Raw genomic sequence first — 22,411 nt, forward strand, 5'->3', positions numbered from 1 at the left:
CTACGCGTCCCGTGCGGTGGCTTCGGTGCCCAGCAGCGCGTCGACGAACTGCGCCGGGTCGAACGGCGCCAGGTCGTCCGGCCCCTCACCGAGGCCGACCAGCTTCACCGGGATGCCGAGCTTGCGCTGCACCGCGATCACGATGCCGCCCTTCGCGGTGCCGTCGAGCTTGGTGAGCACCACGCCGGTCACGTTGACGACCTCGGTGAAGACGCGGGCCTGCTCCAAGCCGTTCTGCCCGGTGGTCGCGTCGAGGATGAGGATCGTCTCGTCGATCGGGCCGTGCTTCTCCACCACCCGCTTGACCTTGCCCAGCTCGTCCATCAGGCCGACCTTGTTCTGTAGCCGGCCGGCGGTGTCGATCAGCACGGTGTCGACCCCGCTGTCGATGCCGCGCCGGACCGCGTCGAACGCGACGCTCGCCGGGTCGGCGCCCTCGGGGCCGCGTACCGTCTCGGCGCCGACCCGCCCGGCCCACGTCTCCAGCTGGTCGGCGGCGGCGGCGCGGAACGTGTCGGCCGCGCCGAGCACGACGCTGCGGCCGTCGGCGACCAGCACCCGGGCGATCTTGCCGCAGGTGGTGGTCTTGCCGGCGCCGTTGACGCCGACGACGAGCAGGACGGCCGGCACGCCGTCCTTGCGCTCGGTGCGCAGCGCGCGGTCCAACGTCGGGTCGAGCGCGTTGACCAGCTCGGCGGCGAGCAGGGCCCGCAGCTCCGACGCGGAGCGGGTGCCCAGCACGCGGGTGCGCTCCCGCAGCCGGTCGACGATCTCCCGGGTGGCGTCGATGCCGACGTCGGCGGTGATCAGGCTGTCCTCGATCTCCTCCCAGGTGTCCTCGTCCAGGTGGTCCCGGGTGAGCAGGCCGAGCAGGCCCTTGCCGAAGACGTTCTGCGAGCGGGACAGGCGGGTGCGCAGCCGGACCAGCCGCCCGGCGGTCGGCTCCGGGACCTCCAGCGCCGGCGCCTCGATCACGGGCGGCGGCTCGACCAGCACACCGGTGGAGAGTTCGGCCTCCGGCGCCTCGACCGGCGGGCCGGCCAGGTCCTCCTCCGCCCGTGTCTCGACCTCCGTCGTCGGCAGCGGTGGCTCCTGGCGGCGGCGCAGGCGCGGTGCGACCAGACCGACGGCGCCGAGGATCAGCACCCCGAGCAGGGCGATCGCGATGAGGAGGTAATCCGTCATGCCGAAATCCTGTCAGATGTCGGCGACGGCGTCCCAATCACGGCACCCGGAAGCCCCGACGGGCCGAGGGTAGGCTCGGTCACAGCCAGCAGTGGTGCGACGGCCGGCCGGGTAGTAAAGATGAGGTCCGCTCACCCTTCGGAGGTCGCGCCATGCCCGCCGCACACCTGCTCATCGGCCCGTTGCTGCGCCGGGTCGTCGGCACGCGGGCCACCGTCTGGGTCGAAACGGCGGCGCCCGCCGTGGTCACCGTCCGCACCGCCGACGGTGCCGGCGGCAGCGCGCCCACCTTCACCGCGTACGACCACCACTACGCGCTGGTGGTCGTCGAGGGCCTCACCCCCGACAGCACCACCACCTACGAGGTACTGGTCGACGACGAGTTGGTGTGGCCGGAGCCGGGGTCGAGCTTCCCGCCGAGCGTGATCCGCACCCGGGCCGTCGACGACCGGGACCAGCCGGTCCGGCTGATCTTCGGTTCGTGCCGGGAGACCACCCAGCACGCCACCACCCGAAAGCTCCCGCCCGACGCGCTGGACGCGTACGCCCGGCGACTGATCGCCGACCCCACGCCGGACGGGCAGCCCGACCTGCTGGTGCTGCTCGGCGACCAGGTCTATGCGGACGTCACCTCACCCACGGTGCGCCGGCTGCTCAAGCGACGCCGCCGGCGGCCGGCGGGCGCCCCGGCCGACCAGGTGGTGAGCTTCGACGAGTACACGAAGCTCTACCTGGAGTCGTGGCGCGATCCGGAGATCCGGTGGCTGCTCTCCACCGTCCCGAGCGTCATGATCTTCGACGACCACGAGATCATCGACGACTGGAACACGTCCGCGTCGTGGCGGTCGGACGCGCGGTCCCAGCCGTGGTGGGCCGAGCGGATCGGCAGCGGGCTCGCCTCCTACTGGGTCTACCAGCACCTCGGCAACCTCGCGCCCGACGAGGTCGCCGCCGACCCGGTGTTCGCCAAGGTCTCCGCGGCCGAGGACGCGACCGGGGTGCTGCGCGAGTTCGGGCAGCGGGTCGACCAGGAGGCCGATCTCGCGCACGACACCGAGCGGTGGCGGGCCGTGCAGTACCAGTGGAGCTACGCGCTCGACCTGGGCCGGACCCGCCTGGTGATGCTGGACAACCGGTGCAGCCGGGTGCTCGACCCGGGCAACCGGGCGATGCTGCCACCCGGCGAGTGGTCCTGGTTCCTCGACCAGGCGCACGGCGTCTACGACCACCTGGTGGTCGGCGCGTCGCTGCCCTGGCTGCTGCCACCCGGCATCCACCACGTCGAGGCGTGGAACGAGCGGCTGGCGGACTCCCGACGCCCCTGGGCGGCGCGGCTGGCCGAGAAGCTGCGCCGGGCGCTGGACCTGGAGCACTGGGCGGCCTTCCGCCGGTCGTTCGAGGCGCTGGGCGCCACGTTCGCCCGGATCGGCAGCGGCACCCCGGGCGCCCCGGGTGAGCGGGTCGGGGCTGGTCCCGCGTACGCGCCACCGGCCTCCATCAGCGTGCTCTCCGGCGACGTGCACCACTCGTACGTGGCCCGGGCCCGGTTCGACGACCCGGCGGTGACCACCCCCGTCCACCAGTTGACCTGCTCGCCGATCCACAACCAGGTGCCGGCCGGGATACGTCCGCTGATGCGGCTCGGCTGGTCGCCGGGTCCGGCCGCCGCCACCCGGGCGCTGGCCCGCTCCGCCGGCGTCCGCCGGCCCGGGGTGCGGTGGCGGAAGCTCGCCGGGCCGTACTTCGGCAACGCGGTGGCCACCCTCGTCCACCGGGGCCGCTCCGCCGAGGTGACCGTCGAGGGCACGACGAGTGACGGACACCTGCGCCCGGTCATGCGGCACCGGCTCACAGGCGAGTCCTGAGCGGGACGCCGTACTCTCTACGCCGTGGACGAGCAGCACGCGGAGACGCTACGGGCGGTCGAGCACGAACTGACCGCCCTGCTGCGACGCGGCCGGGCCGTCTCGTGGGAGGTCGCCCGCGAGGTGCACCCGAACCTGGAGCCGAACGCGTACGGGCTGTTGCTCTGGCTGCGCCGCTGCGACTCGGTCCGGCTGACCGACCTGTCCACCCGGCTCGGGATCGGCAAGGGGACGCTCAGCCGGCAGATCAGGGGACTGGAGATCCTCGGTCTGGTGCGCCGCATCCCCGATCCGACCGACGGGCGGGCCGCGCAGCTGAGCCTCACCGAGGAGGGGCAGGCCCGCTTCGACGCGGCCCGGGCCGCCCGGATGGGGCACATCCGGGGCACGCTGGAGAGCTGGCCGGCCGAGGACGTGGCGGAGTTCGCCCGACTGCTGGGCCGCTTCAACGACGCCTGGTCCTGACCCGCCCCGCGCCGTCGGCGGACGCGCTCCGACCGAGCTTGATCCTGGGAAGATTTATCCGGTTTCACACGTTGTTGCTTCGGGCAACAAAGTCCTATGGTTACCGGGAGGCCGACGGCGCGGGCCCCTACCCGTCCGTCCCGATCCGAGCGACAGTGGAGACCGGCGACGCAAAGGGGAGGCGGCCGTGAGCGTGGGAGCACCCGACCGGGAGGAGTACGGCCCGGAGGCCCGGCCCCTGCCGTTCGAGCGCGGCACCGACGGACCCCGCGTGGTGCTGGTCGGCGTCGACGGCACCCGCACCTCGGAGCGCGCCGGTTGGTACGCCGCCGGCCTCGCCCGCCGCCAGGGCGCGGCCCTCGTCGTCGTCTTCGTCAGCGCCCCGAACGGGCTCACCGCCATGATGCCGGGCGTGGACGCCGGGGCGGTGCGGCGCGCTCAGGACGAACTGGCCGCCGAGCTGCGCCGGGACATCCGGCGGGGCGCCGAGGAGCTGGGCCTGCCGATCACGTTCGTCTGCCGGCGCGGCGACGCGTACACCGAACTGCGGGACGCGGCCGACGAGTTCCACGCGGACCTGGTGGTGGTGGGCTCCTCCGAGCAGGCCGGGCACCGCCTGGTCGGCTCCGTGGCCACCCGGCTGGTCCGCGCCGGGCGCTGGCCGGTCGTCGTGGTGCCCTGATATCCGGTCGCCCGCTGTCGGAGGTTCCGGCGATCATGTCCGCATGACCTGGAGAGCACCCGAGATCACCCGCACCCCCGAACCCTTGGTCGCCGACGAGCGCACCATGCTGGAGGGCTGGCTCGACTACCACCGGCAGACCCTGCTGGTGAAGTGCGCCGGCCTGACCGCCGAGCAGTTGACCACGCCGAGCGTCGAGCCGTCCGGGCTCACCCTGCTCGGGCTCGTCCGCCACCTGGCCGAGGTGGAGGCCTGGTGGTTCCGGGAGAACTTCGCCGGCGAGACGGTCGACTACCCCTACTTCACCCCCGAGCGACCGGACGCCGACTTCGACGTGACCGGCGCCGACGCCGAGGCCGACTTCGCGGTCTTCCATCGCGAGGTCGAGCTGGCCCGGGCCGCGGCCGCCGGTCACTCCCTCGACGAGACCTTCACCGAGAAGACCCCGAAGCAGCGCACCTTCAACCTGCGCTGGGTCTACACGCACATGATCGAGGAGTACGCCCGGCACAACGGCCACGCCGACCTGATCCGCGAGCGCCTCGACGGCGTCACCGGGGACTGACCCGCCCGGCCCGCAGCAGCTGGGCGCCGAGCGGGGTGAGCGCGTGCAGCACGGCGACACCATTGCGGTGCGACGTGACCAGCCCGGCCGCCCGCAGCGTCGAGGCGTGCTGGCTGGCCGAGGCGACCGAGATGCCGAGCGCCCGGGCGACCTGCGAGGTGCTCGGCCCGTCGGCGATCACGCCCAACACCGCCGCCCGGGTCCGTCCCAGCAGGTCCGCCAAGGGCCGGGCGGTGGTCAGCTCACGCCGGCTCGGGCGGATCGGATAGGCGAGGACGAGCGGCCCGGCCGGGTCGTCGAGCACGCACGGGTGCGGCAAAAAGTAGGCCGGCACCAGCGTCACGCCCCGGCCGTCCGGCACCACGTCCAGCTCCGTGCCGAACGCGCACTCGTACGACAACTGGTAGGTGGATCCGGCGGAGCGCCAGGAGAGGTGCGGGCTGAGATCGCGCAGCACCCGGTCGATCCCGGCGTCCACCAGCGCGTGCCCGCGTACGGCTCGGTCGGTCTGCACCGCCGCGCCGACCGTCGACCAGTACGGGGCCACCGCCACCGCGTGGAACGCCGTCATCGCCGCCAGCAGCTCCCGCCGGGCCGCCGCCTCCCCCGAGGCCAGCGGGCCGACCCGCGCCGGGAGGTCACCGGCGTCCAGGCGAGGCCGCAGCTCCGCCGCCAGCCGTTCGACGGGGGTGGCCGCCACCTCGTCGAGCGACGTGCGGAAGTCGCTGCCGAGGCCGGGCGGGGTGACGAAGTCCGGCAGCCACCACGCCAGGCGGCACAGGTCCAGGTAGGGCCGCATGGCCGGGCGGAGCGCGGCCCGGGTGCGCGCCCGCCACTGCGCCAGGTGCTCCGGCACGGTGGCCTGGAAGAGGCGTTGACCGGCGGCGGCCAGCTCGATCAGCACCGACGGCGCGGATCGCACGGTGGTGCGGCTGAGGTCCGTCGCGTTCAGGTGCAGGGTCAACATGCGGCCGACGCTAGCCGCCCTTCACGCCAGCCCGAAAGGGTGTGGAGTGTGGACGGAGCCGGGCCGATCCTTCGCGCATGACGAGTTTCCTCGCGGCGGCCGTCGCCGCGCTCACCGTCCTGACCGTCGCCGCCGGGCCCTCCCCCACCCCCGACCGACCGGACACCTACGTCGTCACCCGCGAGCCGGACGTACGGCCCGAGGGCGTCGCCGTCACACCCGACGGCACGATCTACGTCACCAGCGTGACCACCGGCGCGGTCTACCGGGGCGACACCGCCCGGCCCGCGCTTCGGCCGTTCCTGCCGGCGGGCGGGGACGGTCGGACGAGCGCGGCCGGGGTGCACCCGGACCGGCACGGCCGCCTCTTCGTCGCCGGCTGGGTTACCGGCACGCTCTTCGTGCACGCCCCGGACGGCGCGCTGCTCGCCCGGCGGACGGCGACCGCCGGAGCCGCGCTCAACGATGTGGCGGTGACCGACGACGCCGTCTACGTCACCGACTCGGCGACCGGGACCGTGTGGCGGGCCGCCCTCGACCGCACCCGGATCGGTGAACTCATCCCGTGGCTCGCCCCGACGGACTTCGCCACCGCCCCGGGCTTCCTGAACGGCATCGCCGTCACCCCGGACGGCCGGTACGCGCTCGTCGCCGACCAGGGCACCGGCGAGCCGGGCAGCGAACGTCTGCACCGGGTCGACCTGCGACGGCGTACCGCGACGGTGGTGCGGGTGAGTGGCGGGCAGATGGGCGCCGACGGGCTGCTGCTCGAGGGCGACCGGCTCTACGGGGTGGTGAACTTCCCCGACGGGCACGGCGGCTGGAGCTTCGCGGTCAACGTGGCGCTCCTCGACGCGGATCGGCGGACGGCCCGGGTGGTCCGGCAGTCCCGACCGGCGCCGCTGGCCCAGTCGCCGACCACCCTTGCCCGCGACGGTGGCCGCCTGCTGTGGGTCAACAGTCAGCTCAACGCCCCGACGCCCACGCCGCCGTTCACGGTGAGTGAGGTGCCGGACGTGCGCTGACCGGCGCCGGCCTGACCCGGCGACAACCCGACCGGCGCCCGCGCCGGCCGCTCAGTACGCCAGCGCCGCCCGGAGGTAGCGCAGGTCGCCGGGACCCGTCCAGCGGTGGGCGGAGAGCCCGGCGACACGGGCGCCCCGCACCGACCAGTCCTCGTCGTCGGTGAACAGCACCCGGTCCGGCGGGGTGGCGAGCGCCTGGCAGGCCGCCTGGAAGTACTCCTTCGCCGGCTTGTTCACCCCGAGCCGGTACGAGCTGACCACCGCGTCGAACGCGTCGGTCAGGTCGAGCGCGGCCAGGTCGTCGTCGAGCCGGTCGGTGGCGTTGGTGGCCAGCCCGACCCGGATGCCGGCGGCCCGCGCCTCCCGGACGAAGCCGAGCACCTCCGCGTCGACCTCGCCCCGGTAGGTCTGCCACTCCTCGACCGCCGCCCGGGCCCGCTCCGGGCTGCCCGCCGGCTCGGCCAGCGCCTCGGCGACGCTGGTCATCCAGTCCGCGTGGCTGACCTGCCCGGTGAGCACCGGCTGGAGTCGGCCCCACTGCATGGCGATCTCGGTGAGCACCCCCTCGGCGAGGCCGTACCGCTGTTCCACCCCGGCGGCCACCGCCGGGTCGAAGCGCCGTACGACGCCGTCGAAGTCCACCAGGAGCGCCGTCGCGCGTTCCCGAGCCACTACCCGTTCTCCTCGCCGCGGCCCTGCCGCTCGTCCTCGTCGTCGGCCCGGTTGAGCCGTTGGCTGATGACCTGGGTGACACCGCCGCGCATGGTCACCCCGTAGAGCGCGTCGGCGACCTCCATCGTCCGCTTCTGGTGCGTGATGACGATGAGCTGGCTCTTCTCCCGCAACTGCGCCAAGAGCGTGATCAGCCGGCCGAGGTTCACGTCGTCGAGCGCCGCCTCCACCTCGTCCATGATGTAGAACGGGCTGGGCCGTGCGCGGAAGATCGCCACCAACATGGCCACCGCGGTCAGCGACCGCTCGCCGCCGGAGAGCAGCGACAGCCGTTTGATCTTCTTGCCGGGCGGCCGGGCCTCCACCTCCACACCCGTGGTCAGCAGGTCGTCGGGGTCGGTGAGCACCAGCCGGCCCTCGCCGCCGGGGAAGAGCACCGTGAAGACCTGCTCGAACTCCCGGGCGGTGTCCTCGAACGCGCTGGCGAACACCTCCAGGATGCGGTCGTCCACGTCCTTGACGACGGTCAGCAGGTCCCGCCGGGTGGCCTTGAGGTCCTCCAGCTGCTCGGACAGGAACTTGTAACGCTCCTCCAGCGCGGCGAACTCCTCCAGCGCCAGCGGGTTCACCTTGCCGAGCAGGGCCAGCTCCCGCTCCGCCTTCGCGGCCCGCTTCTCCTGCACCGGCCGCTCGTAGCGGACCGGCTCCGGCACCGGCAGGCCGTCCCGTTCGGCGGCGGCGACGTCCGCCTGCGTCGGCGGCACCGGCTGGCCGGGGCCGTACTCGGCGACCAGGGTCTCCACGTCGAGGCCGAAGTCCTCGGCGGCCTTCGCCTCCAACTGCTCGATGCGCAGCCGCTGCTCGGCGCGGGCGACCTCGTCGCGGTGCACCTGGCTGGTCAGCCGCTCCAGCTCGCCGCCGAGCCGCTTGGCCGCCCCGCGTACCTCCTGGAGCTCGGCCTCCCGGGCGGCACGCTCGCGCGCCACCTCGTCGCGCTGCTCCTCGGCGGTGGCGATCGACGTGGTGAGCCGGGTCAGCGCCTCGCGGGCGCCACCGGCGACGGCCCGGGCGATCGCGGCCCCCCGGGTGCGGGCGGCCCGCCGGGCCGCGGCGCGCTCCCGGGCGGCCCGCTCCGCGGTGGCCTGCCGGCGCAGCGAGTCGGCGCGGCCGGCGATCGAGGAGACCCGCTCCTCCGCGGTACGCACCGCCAGCCGGACCTCCATCTCGTTCTGCCGGGCCTGCGGCACCATCGCGGCGAGCTGGTCCCGCTCCTCGGTGGAGGGCTCGGCGTCGACCGGGGTCTCCTCGGCCAGGCGCAACCGCTCCTCCAGCTCGGCAAGGGCCAGCAGGTCGCGTTCGCGGGCGGCCTCGGCGCGCGCCCGGGACTCGCCGAGCCGGTCGGTCTCCGCCTTCGCCGACCGGGCCGCCGCGCCCAGCTCGGCCAGTCGGCGGGCGGCCGCGTTGCGGTGGCTCTCCGCCTCCCGCTTCGCGGCGGCGGCATGCTGCACCGCCTCCTTGGCGACGGCCACCTCGGCGCGCGCCTCGACCAGCTGGTCGCGCAGCTCGGCGGCGGTGTGTTCGGCCGCGATCCGGTTCGTGCGGGCCTCCTCGACGGCGGCCTGCACCTCGATGAAGCTGGGTGCCTTGGCCGACCCGCCGGCCGCCGCGTACGCCCCGACGACGTCGCCGTCCGGGGTGACCGCCCGCAGCTCCGGGTTGACGCTCACCAGCTCGGCGGCGGCGGCGAGGTCCTCGACGAGGACGACGTCACGCAGCGCCTGGTGCACCGCCGGCCGCAGCTGGTCGCCGCACTCCACCAGGTCCGGCGCCCACTGCGCGCCGTCGGGCAGCTTGGGTCGCAGCGCGTCGGCCGGCCCGTCCATGCCCGGACCCGCGGGGCTGCCCACCAGCAGGCCGGCCCGCCCCGCGTCGGAGATCTTCAGCAGCCGCATCGCCTCGACCGCTTCGTCCACACCGCTGACGGCGACCGCGTCGGCCAGCCCGCCGAGCGCGGCGGCGAGCGCGGCCTCGTGCCCGGGCGCGACGGTGAGCAGCCCGGAGAGGCTGCCGAGCAGGCCGGGCACGTCGCCGGCGCGGGCGAGCAGGGCGCCGGCCCCGTCCTTGCGCCGCAGGCCGAGCGCGAGGGCCTCCTCGCGGGCCTTCCAGGTGGCGGCGTCCTTCTCCGCGGCGCGCTCGGCGTCGGACAGCGACCGTACGGCCGCCTGCGCGCGCTCGTGCACGGCCACCGCCTCGGCGTGCCGGGTGTCCAGGTCGGCGTTGTCGCGGTCCGCCTCGGTGGACTGCTCGGCCACCGCGTCGAGGTCGGCCTGGGCCTTCTCGGCGCGGGCCATCGCGTCGGCGTGGGCGGCGGCGAGGCGCTCGATCTCCTCCCCGCCGGTGGTGGCGCGGGTCCGGGCGGAGTTCACCTGACCGGTGAGCCGGGCCAGCCCCTCCCGGCGGTCGGCGATGGCCTTCGCCGCCGCGACCAGCTGCCGCTCCGCGGCGGCGAGCTGGCGCTCCAGCTCCTGGCGGTGCTCCACGGCCTCGGCCAGCCGGATCTGGTCGTCGGTGAGCGCCCCGCGCAGCTCCTCCTCCTGCTCGCGGACCCGCTCGGCCTCGGCCTCCAACTGGTCCGGGTCGCGCCCGGGGCGCTCGTCGTCCGGCGTGGCGCTGAGGTGGCGCAGCCGCTCGCGCGCGAGCTGCTCGATCGAACGGAACCGCTCCTGGAGCGCGGAGAGCTTGTACCAGGTGTCCTGGGCGGCGGCGAGCAGCGGCGCGTCCTCGGCGAGGGCGGCCTCCAGCTCGCCGAGGCGCTGCTGCACCTCGGTGTGCTCCGCTTCGACCTGCTCCCGCCGCTCCCGCAGGGCGGTCTCGTCGGCGATCTCCTTGTCCAGGGTCGCGCGCAGGGTCGCCAGGTCGTCGGCGAGCAGCCGCAGCCGGGCGTCCCGCAGGTTGGCCTGGATGGCGGCGGCCCGCCGGGCCACCTCGGCCTGCCGGCCGAGCGGCTTGAGCTGGCGGCGCAGCTCGGTGGTGAGGTCGGTGAGCCGGTTGAGGTTCGTCTGCATCGCGTCGAGCTTGCGCAGCGCCTTTTCCTTGCGCTTGCGGTGCTTGAGGACGCCCGCGGCCTCCTCGATGAACGCGCGCCGGTCCTCCGGCTTGGCGTGCAGCATGCCGTCGAGCCGCCCCTGGCCGACGATGATGTGCATCTCCCGGCCGATGCCGGAGTCGGACAGCAGCTCCTGGATGTCGAGCAACCGGCAGGAGTCGCCGTTGATCTCGTATTCGCTCTCGCCGGACCGGAACATGCGGCGGGTGATGGAGACCTCGGTGTACTCGATGGGCAGCGCACCGTCGGTGTTGTCGATGGTGAGGGTCACCTCGGCCCGGCCCAGGGGGGCGCGGCCGGCGGTGCCGGCGAAGATGACGTCCTCCATCTTGCCGCCGCGCAGCGCCTTCGCGCCCTGCTCCCCGAGCACCCACGCGATCGCGTCGACGACGTTGGACTTGCCGGAGCCGTTCGGACCCACCACGCAGGTGATGCCCGGCTCCAGCTTCAACGTCGTCGCGGAGGCGAAGGACTTGAAGCCCTTCACCGTCAGGCTCTTGAGATGCACGTCCCGATCCTCGTCCGGTGGCCGCCGTACCGTCGCCGGCTGCGCGGACCCTGGTAAACCCGCAGACTAACCCGGCAGCGCCGGGGTGCGGGCACGCGACCCGCCTGCGCCGCGGTCCGCGGAGCGCTCACCGGCCGACCCGGGCCGGCCGTGCGATGGTCATCGGTACGCCGCCGCAAAGGCGATCATCGTTCACGTGACGCCCGGGCCGCCGCCATTCTCGGAACCGACGAGACGGCACCGGCGCCAAGATCGATTAATTGCGGGGCGGAAATGCGTGGAGACAGAGCTGCGCGCCGGCACACAGGTGTCGGCGCGCTTTTTTGCGTGGTGCGATTCAGTTTTCCGACCTGGGGATCAGGTCAGCGCGGGCTCGGCGAGCCGGAGCAGATCGTCCGCCTCACTCGCGGCGGCAGCGAGCCGATCGTTCTCGGCACGCAGACGCGTGAGCTCGAACTCGAGTGCCTGAACCCTGGCACGCAGTCGGGTGACCTCGTCGAGCAGACGCCGGTCGGGCGCTGCACCTACGTGGCCGTAGAGGGCCTTCGCCATGATGACTCCTTGATATGCGCTGCCGGAAAGGCCGGCCAACGCGCGCCCATGTGTCAGCGACTGCCATTCCAGCTGTATCTGGGCATGGCCGGGCGCGACTGGCGACACTTATATATTGAGCCGCAAACCCCCCTTCGTCAAGTTCTCGCAGGCCGTAGATCATCTCTGCGTCGGCCTGACCACTTGCCGGGGGGCTGCCACGAGGCACGGACACGCTCTGTCCGGACGCCTTTACTGTACGCCTCCGTTCCCGGGAAGTCCGCACCCGGGCGTCCGGCTTCCCCTTAACTCTTCCTTAGCCACATTGCCGCAGGTCGCGGGGCAGTCGTAGCGTCACCCCGGCCCGCAACCGACCCTCTGGAGGCTCAGGCGTGTACGGCAGGACCGACCCGAACGACCCGGCTGGCGCCGGCCGGCGCCCGGAACCCCCGATCGGCGAACCGGCCTGGCTGACCGACCGCCCGGAGCCGCGGTCGGCCTACCTGTTCGGCGACGACCCCGAACAGCCGGCCGAGACCCGGCACCGCGACCAGCCGACGGAGGGCCGCTGGGCGGAGCCCGCGGACGGGTGGCGCGACCAGCCGACCGGCCGGTGGGTCGCCGAGCCGGCGCCGCGGGACGAGCGACCGACCGACGGCTGGCACCGGGACCTCCCCACCGGCGGCTGGCGGGACGAACCGACCACGCACTGGTCCGCGGAGCGGACCGGCCCCTGGGTGGCGGACGAGTCCACCGGTCGGCACCACGGTCCAGCCGCCGGGGACGTCCCGGCGGAGCCGTCGACCGGCGGCTGGACCGCCGACGCCGCCACGCAGGCGTGGTCGGCGTACGACCACGAGGCCGCGCCCGCGAGCGGTGGCTGGTCGGCGTACGACCGCGACAGCGCGCCGGGCGGTGCCTGGTCGGCGTACGGCGAGCGCGACGGCGGGCCGGTCGCCGGCACCTGGCACGTCGACGACGCCACCGCCCCGATCAGCCCCGTCCCGCCGATCGACCCCCGCACCACGTCCGCCGACCAGGGCGGCCCGGAGGGGCGGCACCGGTCCCGCCGGCGGTTCCCCCGACCGCTGCTCATCGGCGGGGCCGCCGCGGCAGCCACCCTGGTGGTGAGCCTCGGCGTCGGCGCGTTCGCCCTGCCCGGCGGCCCCGGTGATCCGGGCGAGCCGAGCGCGGTCGACGACACCGTGGCCGCCGCGCCCGCCCCGACCGGGGACGAGACGTTCCCCGGTGACGCGCTGGCCGCCCCCGCCCCGACCGCCTCGCCCACCACGGCCCGCCCGACGCCGTCGGCGACCCGGACCAACCGGCCAACCCCGGCGCCCTCCCGGACCACCGCGCCGTCCCGACGCAGCGTCGACCGGAGCCCCAAGCCGACCTCCGCCGGCACGACGGCCTCGGGCAGCGGGACCGTCAGCGCCCAGGCGCGCGAGGTCGTCGACCTGGTGAACGCCGAGCGGGCGAAGGCCGGCTGCGGCGCCCTCGGCATCGACGACAAGCTGATGACCGCGGCGCAGCGGCACAGTCAGGACCAGGCCGACCACCAGAACATGTCGCACACCGGCAGTGACGGCAGCGACGCCGGTGACCGGCTCGACCGGGTGGGCTACACGTGGCGCACCTACGGCGAGAACGTGGCCTGGAACCAGAAGACGCCGGCCGCGGTGATGGACGCATGGATGAACAGCCCCGGGCACCGGGCCAACATCCTGAACTGCGCGTTCACCGAGATCGGCGTGGGCATCGCCAGCAGCAACGGGCCGTACTGGACGCAGGTCTTCGCCGCGCCGCGCTGACCGGGCGAGTCGTCGGCGGGTCCGCGCTCGTTCACCCGGATGAGGTACGTCGGCGTGGGGGTGGCGTACCCGTGAGGGCGGCCGGGTGCCGTCCGGGACCCGGGAGCTGCCGATGCGGATCCGGCTGCGGCGCCGCGCCGTCCGGTGCCGGCTGCGCCGGGCACTGTCCGCCGGCGCCGTCCTGCTCCTGCTGGTTCCGGTGTACGGGTGCCGCGTGGAGTTCACCCCACCGGGCGCCCCGACCGCGTGGCCGGCGGAGTCGGCCCGCCACTGGCAGTGGCAGTGGCAGCTGAGCGGCCCGCTCGACCCGGACGTGGACGCCGACGTGTTCCTGCTCGACCCGGTGCGGACGACCACCGCGGAGACCGCCGACCTGCGGGCCCGGGACCGTCGGCTGGTCTGCCAGGTGCACGTGGGTTCGCTGCTGCCCGACGACGCGGACGCGAGCCGGTTCCCCGAGACCGTACGCGGCGCGGCCGGCCGACGCCCGGGGAGCCGGTGGCTCGACGTCCGGCAGTGGGACACCCTGGAGCCGGTGCTGGCCGACCGGATGCGGCTCTGCCGGGGCAAGGGGTTCGGGGCGGTGGTCCTCGCCGACGCGGACGGCTACCTGCACCGCTCCGGCTTTCCGCTGGGCTTCGACGACCAGTTGGTGTTCAACCGCCGGCTCGCCACGCTCGCCCGTTCCCTGGACCTCTCCCCCGGGCTGCTCAACGACGTGCCCCAGGTCGCGGCGCTGGCCCCGGACTTCGACTTCGCGGTCAACGAGGAGTGCGTACGCCTCGGCCTGTGCGCCAAGCTGCTCGCGTTCACCGAGGCGGGGAAGCCGGTCTTCCACGTCGAGTACGCGGGCTCGACCACCGACTTCTGCGTGACCACGGTCGGCTACGGCTTCACCTCCATGCGCAAGGAGCGCACCCTCGACGCGTGGCGGATCTCCTGCGCACTGCCCTGACGCGGCACGGGCCGGGCCGCGCGTGCGGCCCGGCCCGTGCCGGATGATCGTCAGCGCACGCCGACCAGCTCCGGCGCGGACGCCGGCGGGTCGGTCGGCGCAACCGCCGGACGGCGGCGCAGGAAGCGCGGAGCCCACCAGTTCGCGTCGCCGAGCAGGGTCATCAGGGCCGGCAGCACCACCGCCCGGATGATCGTGGCGTCCAGCAGGATCGCCGCCGCGAGACCGATGCCCAGCTGCTTCATGTCGATCGTGCTCAGCGTCGCGAAGATCGAGAAGACGCCGACCATCACGATCGCGGCGCTGGTCACCACGCCGGCCGACGTGGTGATGCCGTACGCCACGGCGTCGCGGTTGGACATCCCGGCCCGGATCCCCTCACGGATCCGGCTGACCACGAACACGTGATAGTCCATCGACAGGCCGAAGAGCACCACGAAGAGGAACAGCGGCAGCCAGGACACGATCGCGCCCATCGAGGTGAAGCCGAGCAGGTCGTCCGCCCAGCCGCCCTGGAAGACCAGCACCAGCAGCCCGTACGCCGCGCCGGCGGAGAGCAGGTTCAGCGCGATCGAGCTGACCGCCACCACCACCGAGCGGAACGTCAGCGTCATCACCAGGAACGTGAGCACCAGCACGAACCCCATCACCAACGGGAGCTTGTCCCGGACGTGCGCCGCGTAGTCCTCGCTGGCGGCGACGCCACCGCCGATCGCGTACTCGATGCCGGGAACCCCACGCAGCGCGGCCGGCGCCAGGTCTTCCCGCAGCCGGTGCAGGGAGTCGACGGCCCGGTCGTCGCGGCTGGCGTACGGCGTGGCCACCTCCAGCACCGACACCCGCCGGTCGTCCGACACCCGGATCTTCGGGCCGTCCGCCTCGACGGGCGCGAAGAGCGGGTCGCCGCCGGCCCGGCCGGCCAGGTCGGTCAGCGCGGCCCGCACCCGCTCGGCGTCGGCCGCGGGCGCCCGGACCGCCACGGTGTGGCTCGTGCCGTTGCTGGGGAAGGCGGCGGTCAACCGGTCGTACGCCTGCATCGCCGGCGTGCTGCGCGGCAGGTCCTCCATGCCGGGGAACTTCAGCTTCATGCCCAGCGCGGGCGCGGCGAGGGCGAGCAGCAGCCCGACGGAGATCACCAGCGTCGCCACCGGCGCTCGCAGCGCGGGCCGGAGCACGGCCGGCCAGAACCGTGGCGGGGCCTCCCCGGGGCGCCCGGTACGCGGCGCGGTCAACCGCCACAGCAGCGGCACCCGGGGGCGGTCGACCCAGCGGCCCAGCTTCGCCAGCAGCGCGGGCAGCACGGTCAACGAGCCGGTCACGGCGACGGCGACCACCAGGATGGAACCCACGGCGAGCGAGGAGAAGACCGCGTCACCGGCGAGCAGCAGGCCGGCCATCGAGATGACCACGGCGAAGCCGGAGACCACGACGGCGTGTCCGCTGGTCTCCGCGGCGATCTCCACGGCGTCCAGGCCGGAGCGTCCCTTGGCCCGTTCCTCGCGTTCCCGGCGCACGTAGAACAGCGAGTAGTCCACGCCGACCGCCATGCCGATGAGCAGGATGACGCTGGCCGTGACATCGGTCGCCGGCACCAGGTGCGAGGCGAGGGTGGAGAGCCCCATCGCCGCGGCCACCGAGGAGAGCGCGAGCAGCACTGGCACGCCGGCCGCGATGAGCGCGCCGAACGCGATGATGAGGATGGCCAGGGTCACCGGCAGGCTGAGCAGCTCCGCGCGCTGGAAGTCCTTGCCGAGGGTGTCGTCGAGCGCCTTGTTGACCGACGGACCGCCGACCTGCTCGATGCGCAGCTGCGGGTGGGCGTCCTGGGTGGCGGCCGTGGCGTCGAGCAGCGGTTGCAGCCGGTCCGACGCCGTCTCCGGGTCGCCGGACATGGTGATCGGCAGCAGCAGGGCGGAGTCGTCCCGTGCCGGCACCGGCTGCCCCACGTCGGCCACCCCGACCACCGACCGCAGCCGGTCCGCCGCGTCGCCGGCCGCGGCCCGCGCCGCCGCCTGGTCGAGCGTGCCCGTACGCGCGGTGATCAGGACGTTCTCCACCGCCGGCTCGTGGAAGTCACCGCCCTCGACGATCACCCCGGCCCGGCCGGACTCGCCGATCGCCTGGTCGGAGTTCGTGGCCTCGTTGAGGCCCGCGGCGTTTCCCCCCACGAAACACACCGCCACGAACACCACCCACAGCGCGATCGCACGCCACGGATGTTCGGCGCTCCACCGCGCCAACCGGACCGTCACCGGTCTCGCCCCCATCACGGTTCCCCCTGTTCCGTCAGCCCATGTCAACGGTGCTGACGCTAGGGACGGAACCGTCCGCGGACATCCGGGAGCGCCCCGGCCCGGCCCCGGTGTCCACCCGGGCGCGACGGCCGCTCGCCCCAGGCCCGTCGGCGGGGCGCCGGTCGCGAATCAGACAGTCACCGGGGGTACGCCCGGAGCGGCGCCGACCGACACGCGAACCGCGCCCCCGAGACGACTCAGGGTCAACCCCGCAGGGCACCCCGGGGGCGGGTCTGACAGCGCGGGCAGCTGTACGAGGACCGGTTCATGAACGGTTCACGCCGGATCGGCGCACCGCAGCGGCGGCAGGGCTCGCCCTCCCGGCCGTAGACGTTCAGCGACCGGTCGAAGTAGCCGCTCTCGCCGTTGACGTTGACGTAGAGGGCGTCGAAGCTGGTGCCCCCCTGCTTGATGGCCTCGCCCAGCACGTCCCGTACGTGTCCCAGCAGCCGCTGCGCGGCCGGGCCGGTCAACGCGTCGGTCGGCCGGGCGCCGTGCAGGCCGGCCCGCCAGAGCGCCTCGTCGGCGTAGATGTTGCCCACCCCGGAGATCAACGTCTGGTCGAGCAGCGCCCGCTTCACCTCGGTGCGCCGTCGCCGCAGCCCGGCCACGAACCCGGCGTCGGAGAACTGGGGGTCCATCGGATCCCGGGCGATGTGTGCGATCTCCGCCGGCAGCTCCGCCCCGCCCTCGCTCACCGCCAGGCCGCCGAACGTGCGCTGGTCGACGAAGCGCAGCTCCGGGCCGTCGTCGGCGAACCGGAACCGCACCCGCAGGTGCGTCTCGTCGGGGGCGTCCGCCGGTTGCAGCAGCAACTGACCGGACATGCCGAGGTGGCCGACCACCGCGTCACCCGAGTCCAGCGGCAGCCAGAGGTACTTGCCGCGACGGCGTACGTCGAGGATCGTCCGGCCGGCCAGCACGTCGGCGAAGTGCTGCCCACCGGGCACGTGCCGCCGCACCGCCCTCGGGTGGCGCACCTCGACGGACTCGATCCGCCGGCCGATCACCCACTGCGCCAGGCCCTGCCGGACGGTCTCGACCTCGGGCAGCTCAGGCACGTGCCGGCCCCGCGTCCCGGCCGCCGGCGGTGGCCCTGGCGTCGGCGTCCGTCGCGGCAGCCACTTCGGTGGTGGCGTCGGCTCCGCTGGTGGCCTCGGCGCGCGCCGCCCCGTGCGGGCCGGAGCCGTTGCCGGACGGCCCGGCGCCGTTGCCGCCGGACTCGCCGCTCTGGGCGGTGCTCGCCCCGCCGTCGCCGTGCGGGGTCCGCTCGGCCTGCTCGGTCAGGTTCCGCCAGGCGGCCTCGGCGGCCCGCTGCTCGGCCTCCTTCTTGCTGCGCCCCTCGGCGCCGCCGTAGCGGTTGCCGGCGACCACCACCCAGGCGGTGAAGGTCTTCAGGTGGTCGGGACCGGTGCCCTCGATCCGGTACTCGGGCACGCCCAGCCCCAGTGCCGCCGTCAGCTCCTGGAGGCTCGTCTTCCAGTCCAGCGCGGCGCCCCGGCCGGCCGACTCCGCCATCAGCGGGTCGAAGAGGCGGTGGATGACGATCGCGGCCGTGTCCAGGCCGTACTGGAGGTAGATCGCCCCGAGCAGCGCCTCCAGGGTGTCGGCGAGGATGCTCGCCTTGTCCCGGCCGCCGGTGGTCTCCTCACCCTTGCCGAGAAGCAGGTAGGCGCCGAGCCCGTCCGGGCCGAGGCCACGCGCCACGTCGGCCAGCGCCCGCATGTTGACCACGCTGGCGCGCAGCTTGGCGAGCTGTCCCTCCGGGAGGTCGGGGTGGTTGTGGAACAGCGCCGTCGTGATCACCACGCCGAGCACCGAGTCGCCGAGGAACTCCAGCCGCTCGTTGGTGGGCAGGCCGCCGTTCTCGTACGCGTACGACCGGTGGGTCAGCGCGCGTTCCAGCAGCTCCGGGTCCAGCGTCACGCCGAACGCGGCCTCCAGGTGACCGACGGACGCCCGCCGCCGCTTGTCGTTGCTCATGGTGTGGCTACCTCATCGGTGGTGCGGTCGTGGTCGGCCGGGGCGCTGCCGGAGAGCAGCGCGGCGACGGCGTCGGTGACGCGTCGACGCCACAGGTGGGCCGCCAGGGCGATGCCGGAGGCGACGTCGTCGGCGCCGGCCGAACCGTGGCACACGACCACCGTTCCGGCGACGCCGAGCAGGGCGGCGGCACGGGGCGCGCCGCCGCCGGCGGGGGGACCGCCGGCCATCTCGTACGCGCCCTCGATCGCCTTCAGCAGGACGTTACCGGTGAAACCGTCCGTGACCACCACATCGGCGCGCGCGCCGACCGAGACGTCGTAGCCCTCGACGAGCCCGACGTAGCGGGCCTCGCAGGGCAGCGGCTCGCTGGCGAGCACGGGATCGGCGGCGCGACGCACCCGGTCACCCTTGCCCGCCTCGACGCCGACGGAGAGCAGCCCGACCCGTGGCGCGGCCACGGCGTGCGCGACGGCCGCGTACGCCGCGCCGAGCACTGCGTGCCGGACGAGGGTGGCCGGGCGGGGTTCCAGGGAGCCGCCCACGTCGAGCAGGACGACGGGACCGGCGACGGCGGGGAGGGAGGCGACCAGGGCCGGCCGGCGGACCTCCGGCCAGCGGCCGAGGCTGAGCGCGGCGGCGGTGACGGTGGCGCCGGTCGAACCGGCGGAGACCATCGCGTCGGCGGTGCCCTCGCGGATGGCGGTGACGGCGGCGCGGACGGTGCTCTCCGCCCGTGCGGCACTCGGATGGTCGGCCATGCCGACGGCGGCACGCACCGGCCGCACGGTGATGCGGGACCGCTGGGCCGGGTCGAGGGCGGCGATCAGCGCGTCGGCGACCTCGGAGGGGCCGACGAGCAGCAGGTGAAGATCGGGATCGGCGCGCACGGCCCGCAGAGCGCCGTCAACCACGACGGCGGGAGCGTCGTCCCCGCCGAGGAGGTCAACGGCGATCCGCGCGGTGCCCGGCTCCACTCCAGCGGCGGCCGGTACGTGCCGGCCGGCGTCGGAAGGAGCCGGGACACCGGGCGAGTGCCAGGGTGCGCGCGCCGCCCGACCCGAGGTCGGGGGCGTCACTCGGCGTCCAGGTCAGACCTCGAGGACCTGACGGCCGTTGTACGTGCCGCAGACGGAGCAGGCGGCGTGCGGCAGCTTCGGGGACTTGCACTGCGGGCACGCCACGGTCGCGACCGCGGTCGCCTTCCAGTTCGCCCGGCGGGACCGGGTGTTGCTGCGCGACATCTTGCGCTTGGGGACGGCCACGGTTCTTACTCCTCTTTACGGGTCAGTTGCGACAGGCTCGCCCATCGCGGGTCGATCTGCTGGTGGCTGTGATCGGCCGGCAGATCGTCCCAGTGCACCCCGCAGTCGGGGCACAGGCCTGGGCAGTCCTCCCGGCAGAGCGGGTTGGTCGGCAGTGTGAGCACCACCGCGTCCCGCAGCGCCGGTTCCAGGTCGATCAGATCGCCCTGCATCCGGCCCACCTCGTCCTCGTCGGTCGTGGTGTCCGTGGTGCTGTTCTCGTACGCGTACAGCTCCTGGATACGCACGACCACCGAGTCGTTGATCTCGCGCAGGCAACGGCTGCACTCGCCCCGGATGGGACCGCTGACGGTCCCGGAGACGAGCACCCCCTCGGACACCGACTCGAGCCTCAGGTCGAGGTCGAGGTCCGCGCCCTCCGGCACGCCGATCAACTCCACGCCGAGGTCCGCCGGTGCCGGCACGACCCGCTTGACCGTACGCAACGCACCAGGCCGACGCGGCAGGTCCCTCGTGTCGAGGACCAGCGGCGACCTGGGGTCGAGTAGTGAAGGCGAGTGTTTGGGCATAGTCAGACTCCGGCCGGTGAGAGGCCGACAAAAAAGGTTACCTGGGTGACCGCCCGACCGTCGAACCGGGGGCGCAGCCAGCCCCACCTGCCGGCGGTTGAGGTGCCGCTCAGAAGGGTAGCGGGCGTTCCGCCTCGTCCCCAGCGAAGGTGCCGATCTCCCGCAGCGCGTGCATCTTGTCCCGGCCGCGTTCGATCGAGGCGAGGGCCCGGGTCAGGAACTGCTCGAAGTTGGCCAGCGCCGTGTCGACGTAGTCGTCGACCTCCTCGCGCAACCGCTGCGCCTCGGCGCGGGCCTCGGCGATGATCCGCGCGCCCTCGTGCTCGGCCGAGACGGTGATCTCGTTCACCGAGACCAGCCGGGCGTGTTCCGCCTCACCCTCGCTGATGATCCGGTCGGCCTCCCGCTTGCCGGCCTCCATGATCTTGTCGCGCTCCTCCAGCAGGGCGGCCGCCCGGCGGAGGTCGGCGGGGAGTTCGGCACGCAGCTCGTCCAGGGCCGCGATCATCTCGCCCCGGTCGACCATGCAGTTGTTCCGCGACATCGGCACGGAGCGCGCCGTGTCCACCATGGCGATCAGTTCGTCGATGCGATCGAGCGGGTCCACCGGTCCTCACCCCTGTCGTTCGTCGGCCGACCTACATGATGCGGGTTACGGCCGGATTCCCGCTCCTCCCATCATCGCGCGCACCGCGTCAGCCCGCGCACTTGCCCGGACCGGCGCGCCGCACCCACCGCCCGCCCCCGTCGCGCCGCCGCCGCACCGCCGCCGATCTTGCCGTCGCGCCGCCGATCTTGCACTTTCCGCCCCGGCAAATCGCCCGCATCGGACACCGCGCGGGCCCAAAGTGCAAGATCGCGGGAGAAACCGGGGGCGGGGGGCGGGGGGGCGGGGGGTGGGGTTAGGGGCGTGGGGGTGGGGAGAGGCGGGACTGGAGTTCGGCGCGGACCCGGTCCGGGACGTGCGCGGAGATGTCACCGCCCCACTTCGCCACGTCCTTGACGAGGCTGGAGGAGAGGAACGAGTAGAGCGGGTTGGTCGGCATGAAGAGCGTCTCGACCCCGGCGAGCCCGATGTTCATCTGCGCCATCTGGAGCTCGTAGTCGAAGTCGCTGACCGCCCGCAGACCCTTGATGAGCACGCTCGCCTGCTGCGCGCGGCAGAAGTCGACGAGCAGCCCGCGGAACGACTCCACCCGTACGTTGTCGTACGAGGCGGTCACCTCGCGGAGCATGTCGATCCGCTCCTCGACGGTGAACAGGCCACTCTTCGACTGGTTCACCAGCACGCCGACGATCACCTCGTCGAACAGCCGGCTGGCCCGACCGATGATGTCGAGGTGTCCGTTGGTGACCGGGTCGAACGAACCGGGACACACCGCACGTCTCATGATCGGCGACCGTACCAAAGGGTGGTCTCGCCGTAACGGCGGCTGCGCTCCCCGGTGATGCCCGGCACCCAGGCGAGGGGCGCGTTCCGGCTGGACCGCTCGACCACCACGAGCGCCTCCGGCGCCAGCCAGCCGTGCTCGACCAGCGCGGCCAGCACGGCAGTGATCTCCGCGTCCGGCACCGCGTAGGGCGGGTCGGCGAAGACCAGGTCGTACGGCTCCACCTCCGGGCCCCCGGCCAGCACCGTGGCGACCTTCCCGGTGACCAGGCGGGCGGCGGGCGCGGCGCCCAACGTGGCGATGTTTTCCCGGATCACCCGCGCGGCCCGCGCGTCGGACTCGACCAGCAGCACGTGCCCGGCCCCCCGGGACAGCGCCTCCAGGCCGACCGCGCCGGACCCGGCGTAGAGGTCCGCGACGCGAGCGCCGTCCAGGTCGACCTCGGTCTGCACCGCACTGAACAACGCCTCCCGCACCCGGTCCGAGGTGGGCCGGGTCCCGGCGCCGGGCGGCGCGGCGATCCGCCGGCCACCGAGCGCCCCGGCCACGATCCGGGTCACCGCCTGCTC

Annotated in this window: 21 protein-coding genes; 7 read left to right on the top strand and 14 right to left on the bottom strand. The window is 74.0% G+C overall.

All coding sequences use genetic code 11. The features are described from left to right. Positions 1–1,185: a signal recognition particle-docking protein FtsY gene (ftsY, locus tag GA0070620_RS14340; protein WP_091591060.1), complete on the bottom strand. Its 1,185-nt coding sequence runs from the start codon at positions 1,183–1,185 to the stop codon at positions 1–3. Positions 1,186–1,337: 152 nt separating this feature from the next. Between ftsY and GA0070620_RS14345 the strand changes: the two genes are divergently transcribed. The 4 genes from GA0070620_RS14345 (at position 1,338) to GA0070620_RS14360 (ending at position 4,762) form a co-directional block, all read left to right on the top strand. Continuing rightward, positions 1,338–3,050, top strand: a complete 1,713-nt coding sequence (locus GA0070620_RS14345) for an alkaline phosphatase D family protein (protein WP_091591062.1) — start codon at positions 1,338–1,340, stop codon at positions 3,048–3,050. 24 nt (positions 3,051–3,074) lie between these two features. Further along, on the top strand, positions 3,075–3,515 hold the full coding sequence (locus GA0070620_RS14350; protein ID WP_091591064.1) for a MarR family winged helix-turn-helix transcriptional regulator: 441 nt from the start codon (positions 3,075–3,077) through the stop codon (positions 3,513–3,515). A gap of 187 nt (positions 3,516–3,702) precedes the next feature. Next, on the top strand, positions 3,703–4,197 hold the full coding sequence (locus GA0070620_RS14355; RefSeq protein ID WP_231922377.1) for a universal stress protein: 495 nt from the start codon (positions 3,703–3,705) through the stop codon (positions 4,195–4,197). Between the two features lie 43 nt (positions 4,198–4,240). After that, the gene (locus tag GA0070620_RS14360) at positions 4,241–4,762 is read left to right on the top strand and encodes a DinB family protein (RefSeq protein ID WP_091591066.1); all 522 of its coding nucleotides are present in this window, start codon (positions 4,241–4,243) and stop codon (positions 4,760–4,762) included. On the opposite strand, the gene GA0070620_RS14365 is transcribed toward GA0070620_RS14360, so the two are convergent. Next, positions 4,749–5,729 carry an ArsR/SmtB family transcription factor gene (locus GA0070620_RS14365; RefSeq protein WP_091591068.1) on the bottom strand — a complete coding sequence of 327 codons (981 nt, stop codon included), beginning with the start codon at positions 5,727–5,729 and terminating at the stop codon, positions 4,749–4,751. The genes GA0070620_RS14360 and GA0070620_RS14365 overlap by 14 nt on opposite strands. Before the next feature lie 77 nt (positions 5,730–5,806). Between GA0070620_RS14365 and GA0070620_RS14370 the strand changes: the two genes are divergently transcribed. Next, positions 5,807–6,754, top strand: coding sequence for an SMP-30/gluconolactonase/LRE family protein (locus tag GA0070620_RS14370; RefSeq protein ID WP_091591070.1), 948 nt, complete (start codon positions 5,807–5,809; stop codon positions 6,752–6,754). 51 nt (positions 6,755–6,805) lie between these two features. Here the strand turns inward: GA0070620_RS14370 and GA0070620_RS14375 are convergent, their stop codons facing one another. From GA0070620_RS14375 to GA0070620_RS14385, 3 genes are all read right to left on the bottom strand, one after another. After that, positions 6,806–7,426, bottom strand: coding sequence for an HAD-IA family hydrolase (locus GA0070620_RS14375; RefSeq protein WP_091591071.1), 621 nt, complete (start codon positions 7,424–7,426; stop codon positions 6,806–6,808). Then, positions 7,426–11,040: a chromosome segregation protein SMC gene (smc, locus tag GA0070620_RS14380; protein WP_091591075.1), complete on the bottom strand. Its 3,615-nt coding sequence runs from the start codon at positions 11,038–11,040 to the stop codon at positions 7,426–7,428. Before smc ends, GA0070620_RS14375 begins: the two co-directional genes overlap by 1 nt. 357 nt (positions 11,041–11,397) lie before the next feature. Beyond that, positions 11,398–11,592, bottom strand: coding sequence for a hypothetical protein (locus GA0070620_RS14385; RefSeq protein WP_091591078.1), 195 nt, complete (start codon positions 11,590–11,592; stop codon positions 11,398–11,400). A gap of 371 nt (positions 11,593–11,963) precedes the next feature. Between GA0070620_RS14385 and GA0070620_RS14390 the strand changes: the two genes are divergently transcribed. Together GA0070620_RS14390 and GA0070620_RS14395 are read left to right on the top strand one after the other, a co-directional pair. Then, on the top strand, positions 11,964–13,385 hold the full coding sequence (locus GA0070620_RS14390; RefSeq protein ID WP_091591080.1) for a CAP domain-containing protein: 1,422 nt from the start codon (positions 11,964–11,966) through the stop codon (positions 13,383–13,385). An 85-nt stretch (positions 13,386–13,470) separates the two neighbouring features. Continuing rightward, positions 13,471–14,340 (top strand): endo alpha-1,4 polygalactosaminidase, encoded by an 870-nt coding sequence (locus tag GA0070620_RS14395; protein WP_231922378.1) that lies wholly within the window; start codon positions 13,471–13,473, stop codon positions 14,338–14,340. Positions 14,341–14,390: 50 nt separating this feature from the next. On the opposite strand, the gene GA0070620_RS14400 is transcribed toward GA0070620_RS14395, so the two are convergent. The 9 genes from GA0070620_RS14400 to rsmD all read right to left on the bottom strand — a co-directional run bounded on the left by GA0070620_RS14400 (position 14,391) and on the right by rsmD (position 22,402). Continuing rightward, entirely contained in the window at positions 14,391–16,607 is a 2,217-nt protein-coding gene (locus tag GA0070620_RS14400; protein WP_091591082.1) for an MMPL family transporter, read from the bottom strand. A 230-nt stretch (positions 16,608–16,837) separates the two neighbouring features. Next, the gene (gene mutM / locus GA0070620_RS14405; protein WP_091591084.1) at positions 16,838–17,695 is read right to left on the bottom strand and encodes a bifunctional DNA-formamidopyrimidine glycosylase/DNA-(apurinic or apyrimidinic site) lyase; all 858 of its coding nucleotides are present in this window, start codon (positions 17,693–17,695) and stop codon (positions 16,838–16,840) included. After that, the gene (gene rnc / locus GA0070620_RS14410; protein WP_091591087.1) at positions 17,688–18,617 is read right to left on the bottom strand and encodes a ribonuclease III; all 930 of its coding nucleotides are present in this window, start codon (positions 18,615–18,617) and stop codon (positions 17,688–17,690) included. The genes mutM and rnc overlap by 8 nt, the downstream gene beginning before the upstream one ends. Beyond that, entirely contained in the window at positions 18,614–19,594 is a 981-nt protein-coding gene (locus GA0070620_RS14415; RefSeq protein ID WP_091591089.1) for a phosphate acyltransferase PlsX, read from the bottom strand. Before GA0070620_RS14415 ends, rnc begins: the two co-directional genes overlap by 4 nt. Before the next feature lie 114 nt (positions 19,595–19,708). Further along, positions 19,709–19,882 (bottom strand): 50S ribosomal protein L32, encoded by a 174-nt coding sequence (gene rpmF / locus GA0070620_RS14420; protein ID WP_091591091.1) that lies wholly within the window; start codon positions 19,880–19,882, stop codon positions 19,709–19,711. Positions 19,883–19,887: 5 nt separating this feature from the next. Then, the gene (locus GA0070620_RS14425; RefSeq protein WP_091591093.1) at positions 19,888–20,451 is read right to left on the bottom strand and encodes a YceD family protein; all 564 of its coding nucleotides are present in this window, start codon (positions 20,449–20,451) and stop codon (positions 19,888–19,890) included. Positions 20,452–20,560: 109 nt separating this feature from the next. After that, entirely contained in the window at positions 20,561–21,058 is a 498-nt protein-coding gene (locus GA0070620_RS14430) for an SPFH domain-containing protein (protein WP_091591095.1), read from the bottom strand. 295 nt (positions 21,059–21,353) lie between these two features. Beyond that, positions 21,354–21,842, bottom strand: a complete 489-nt coding sequence (gene coaD / locus GA0070620_RS14435; protein WP_091591097.1) for a pantetheine-phosphate adenylyltransferase — start codon at positions 21,840–21,842, stop codon at positions 21,354–21,356. Beyond that, a complete protein-coding gene (gene rsmD / locus GA0070620_RS14440) occupies positions 21,839–22,402 on the bottom strand; it encodes a 16S rRNA (guanine(966)-N(2))-methyltransferase RsmD (RefSeq protein ID WP_091591099.1) in 564 nt (187 codons plus the stop codon). Before rsmD ends, coaD begins: the two co-directional genes overlap by 4 nt. Positions 22,403–22,411: the final 9 nt, after the last annotated feature.

Origin of the sequence: Micromonospora krabiensis (genome assembly GCF_900091425.1) — a bacterium.
Taxonomy (GTDB): domain Bacteria; phylum Actinomycetota; class Actinomycetes; order Mycobacteriales; family Micromonosporaceae; genus Micromonospora; species Micromonospora krabiensis.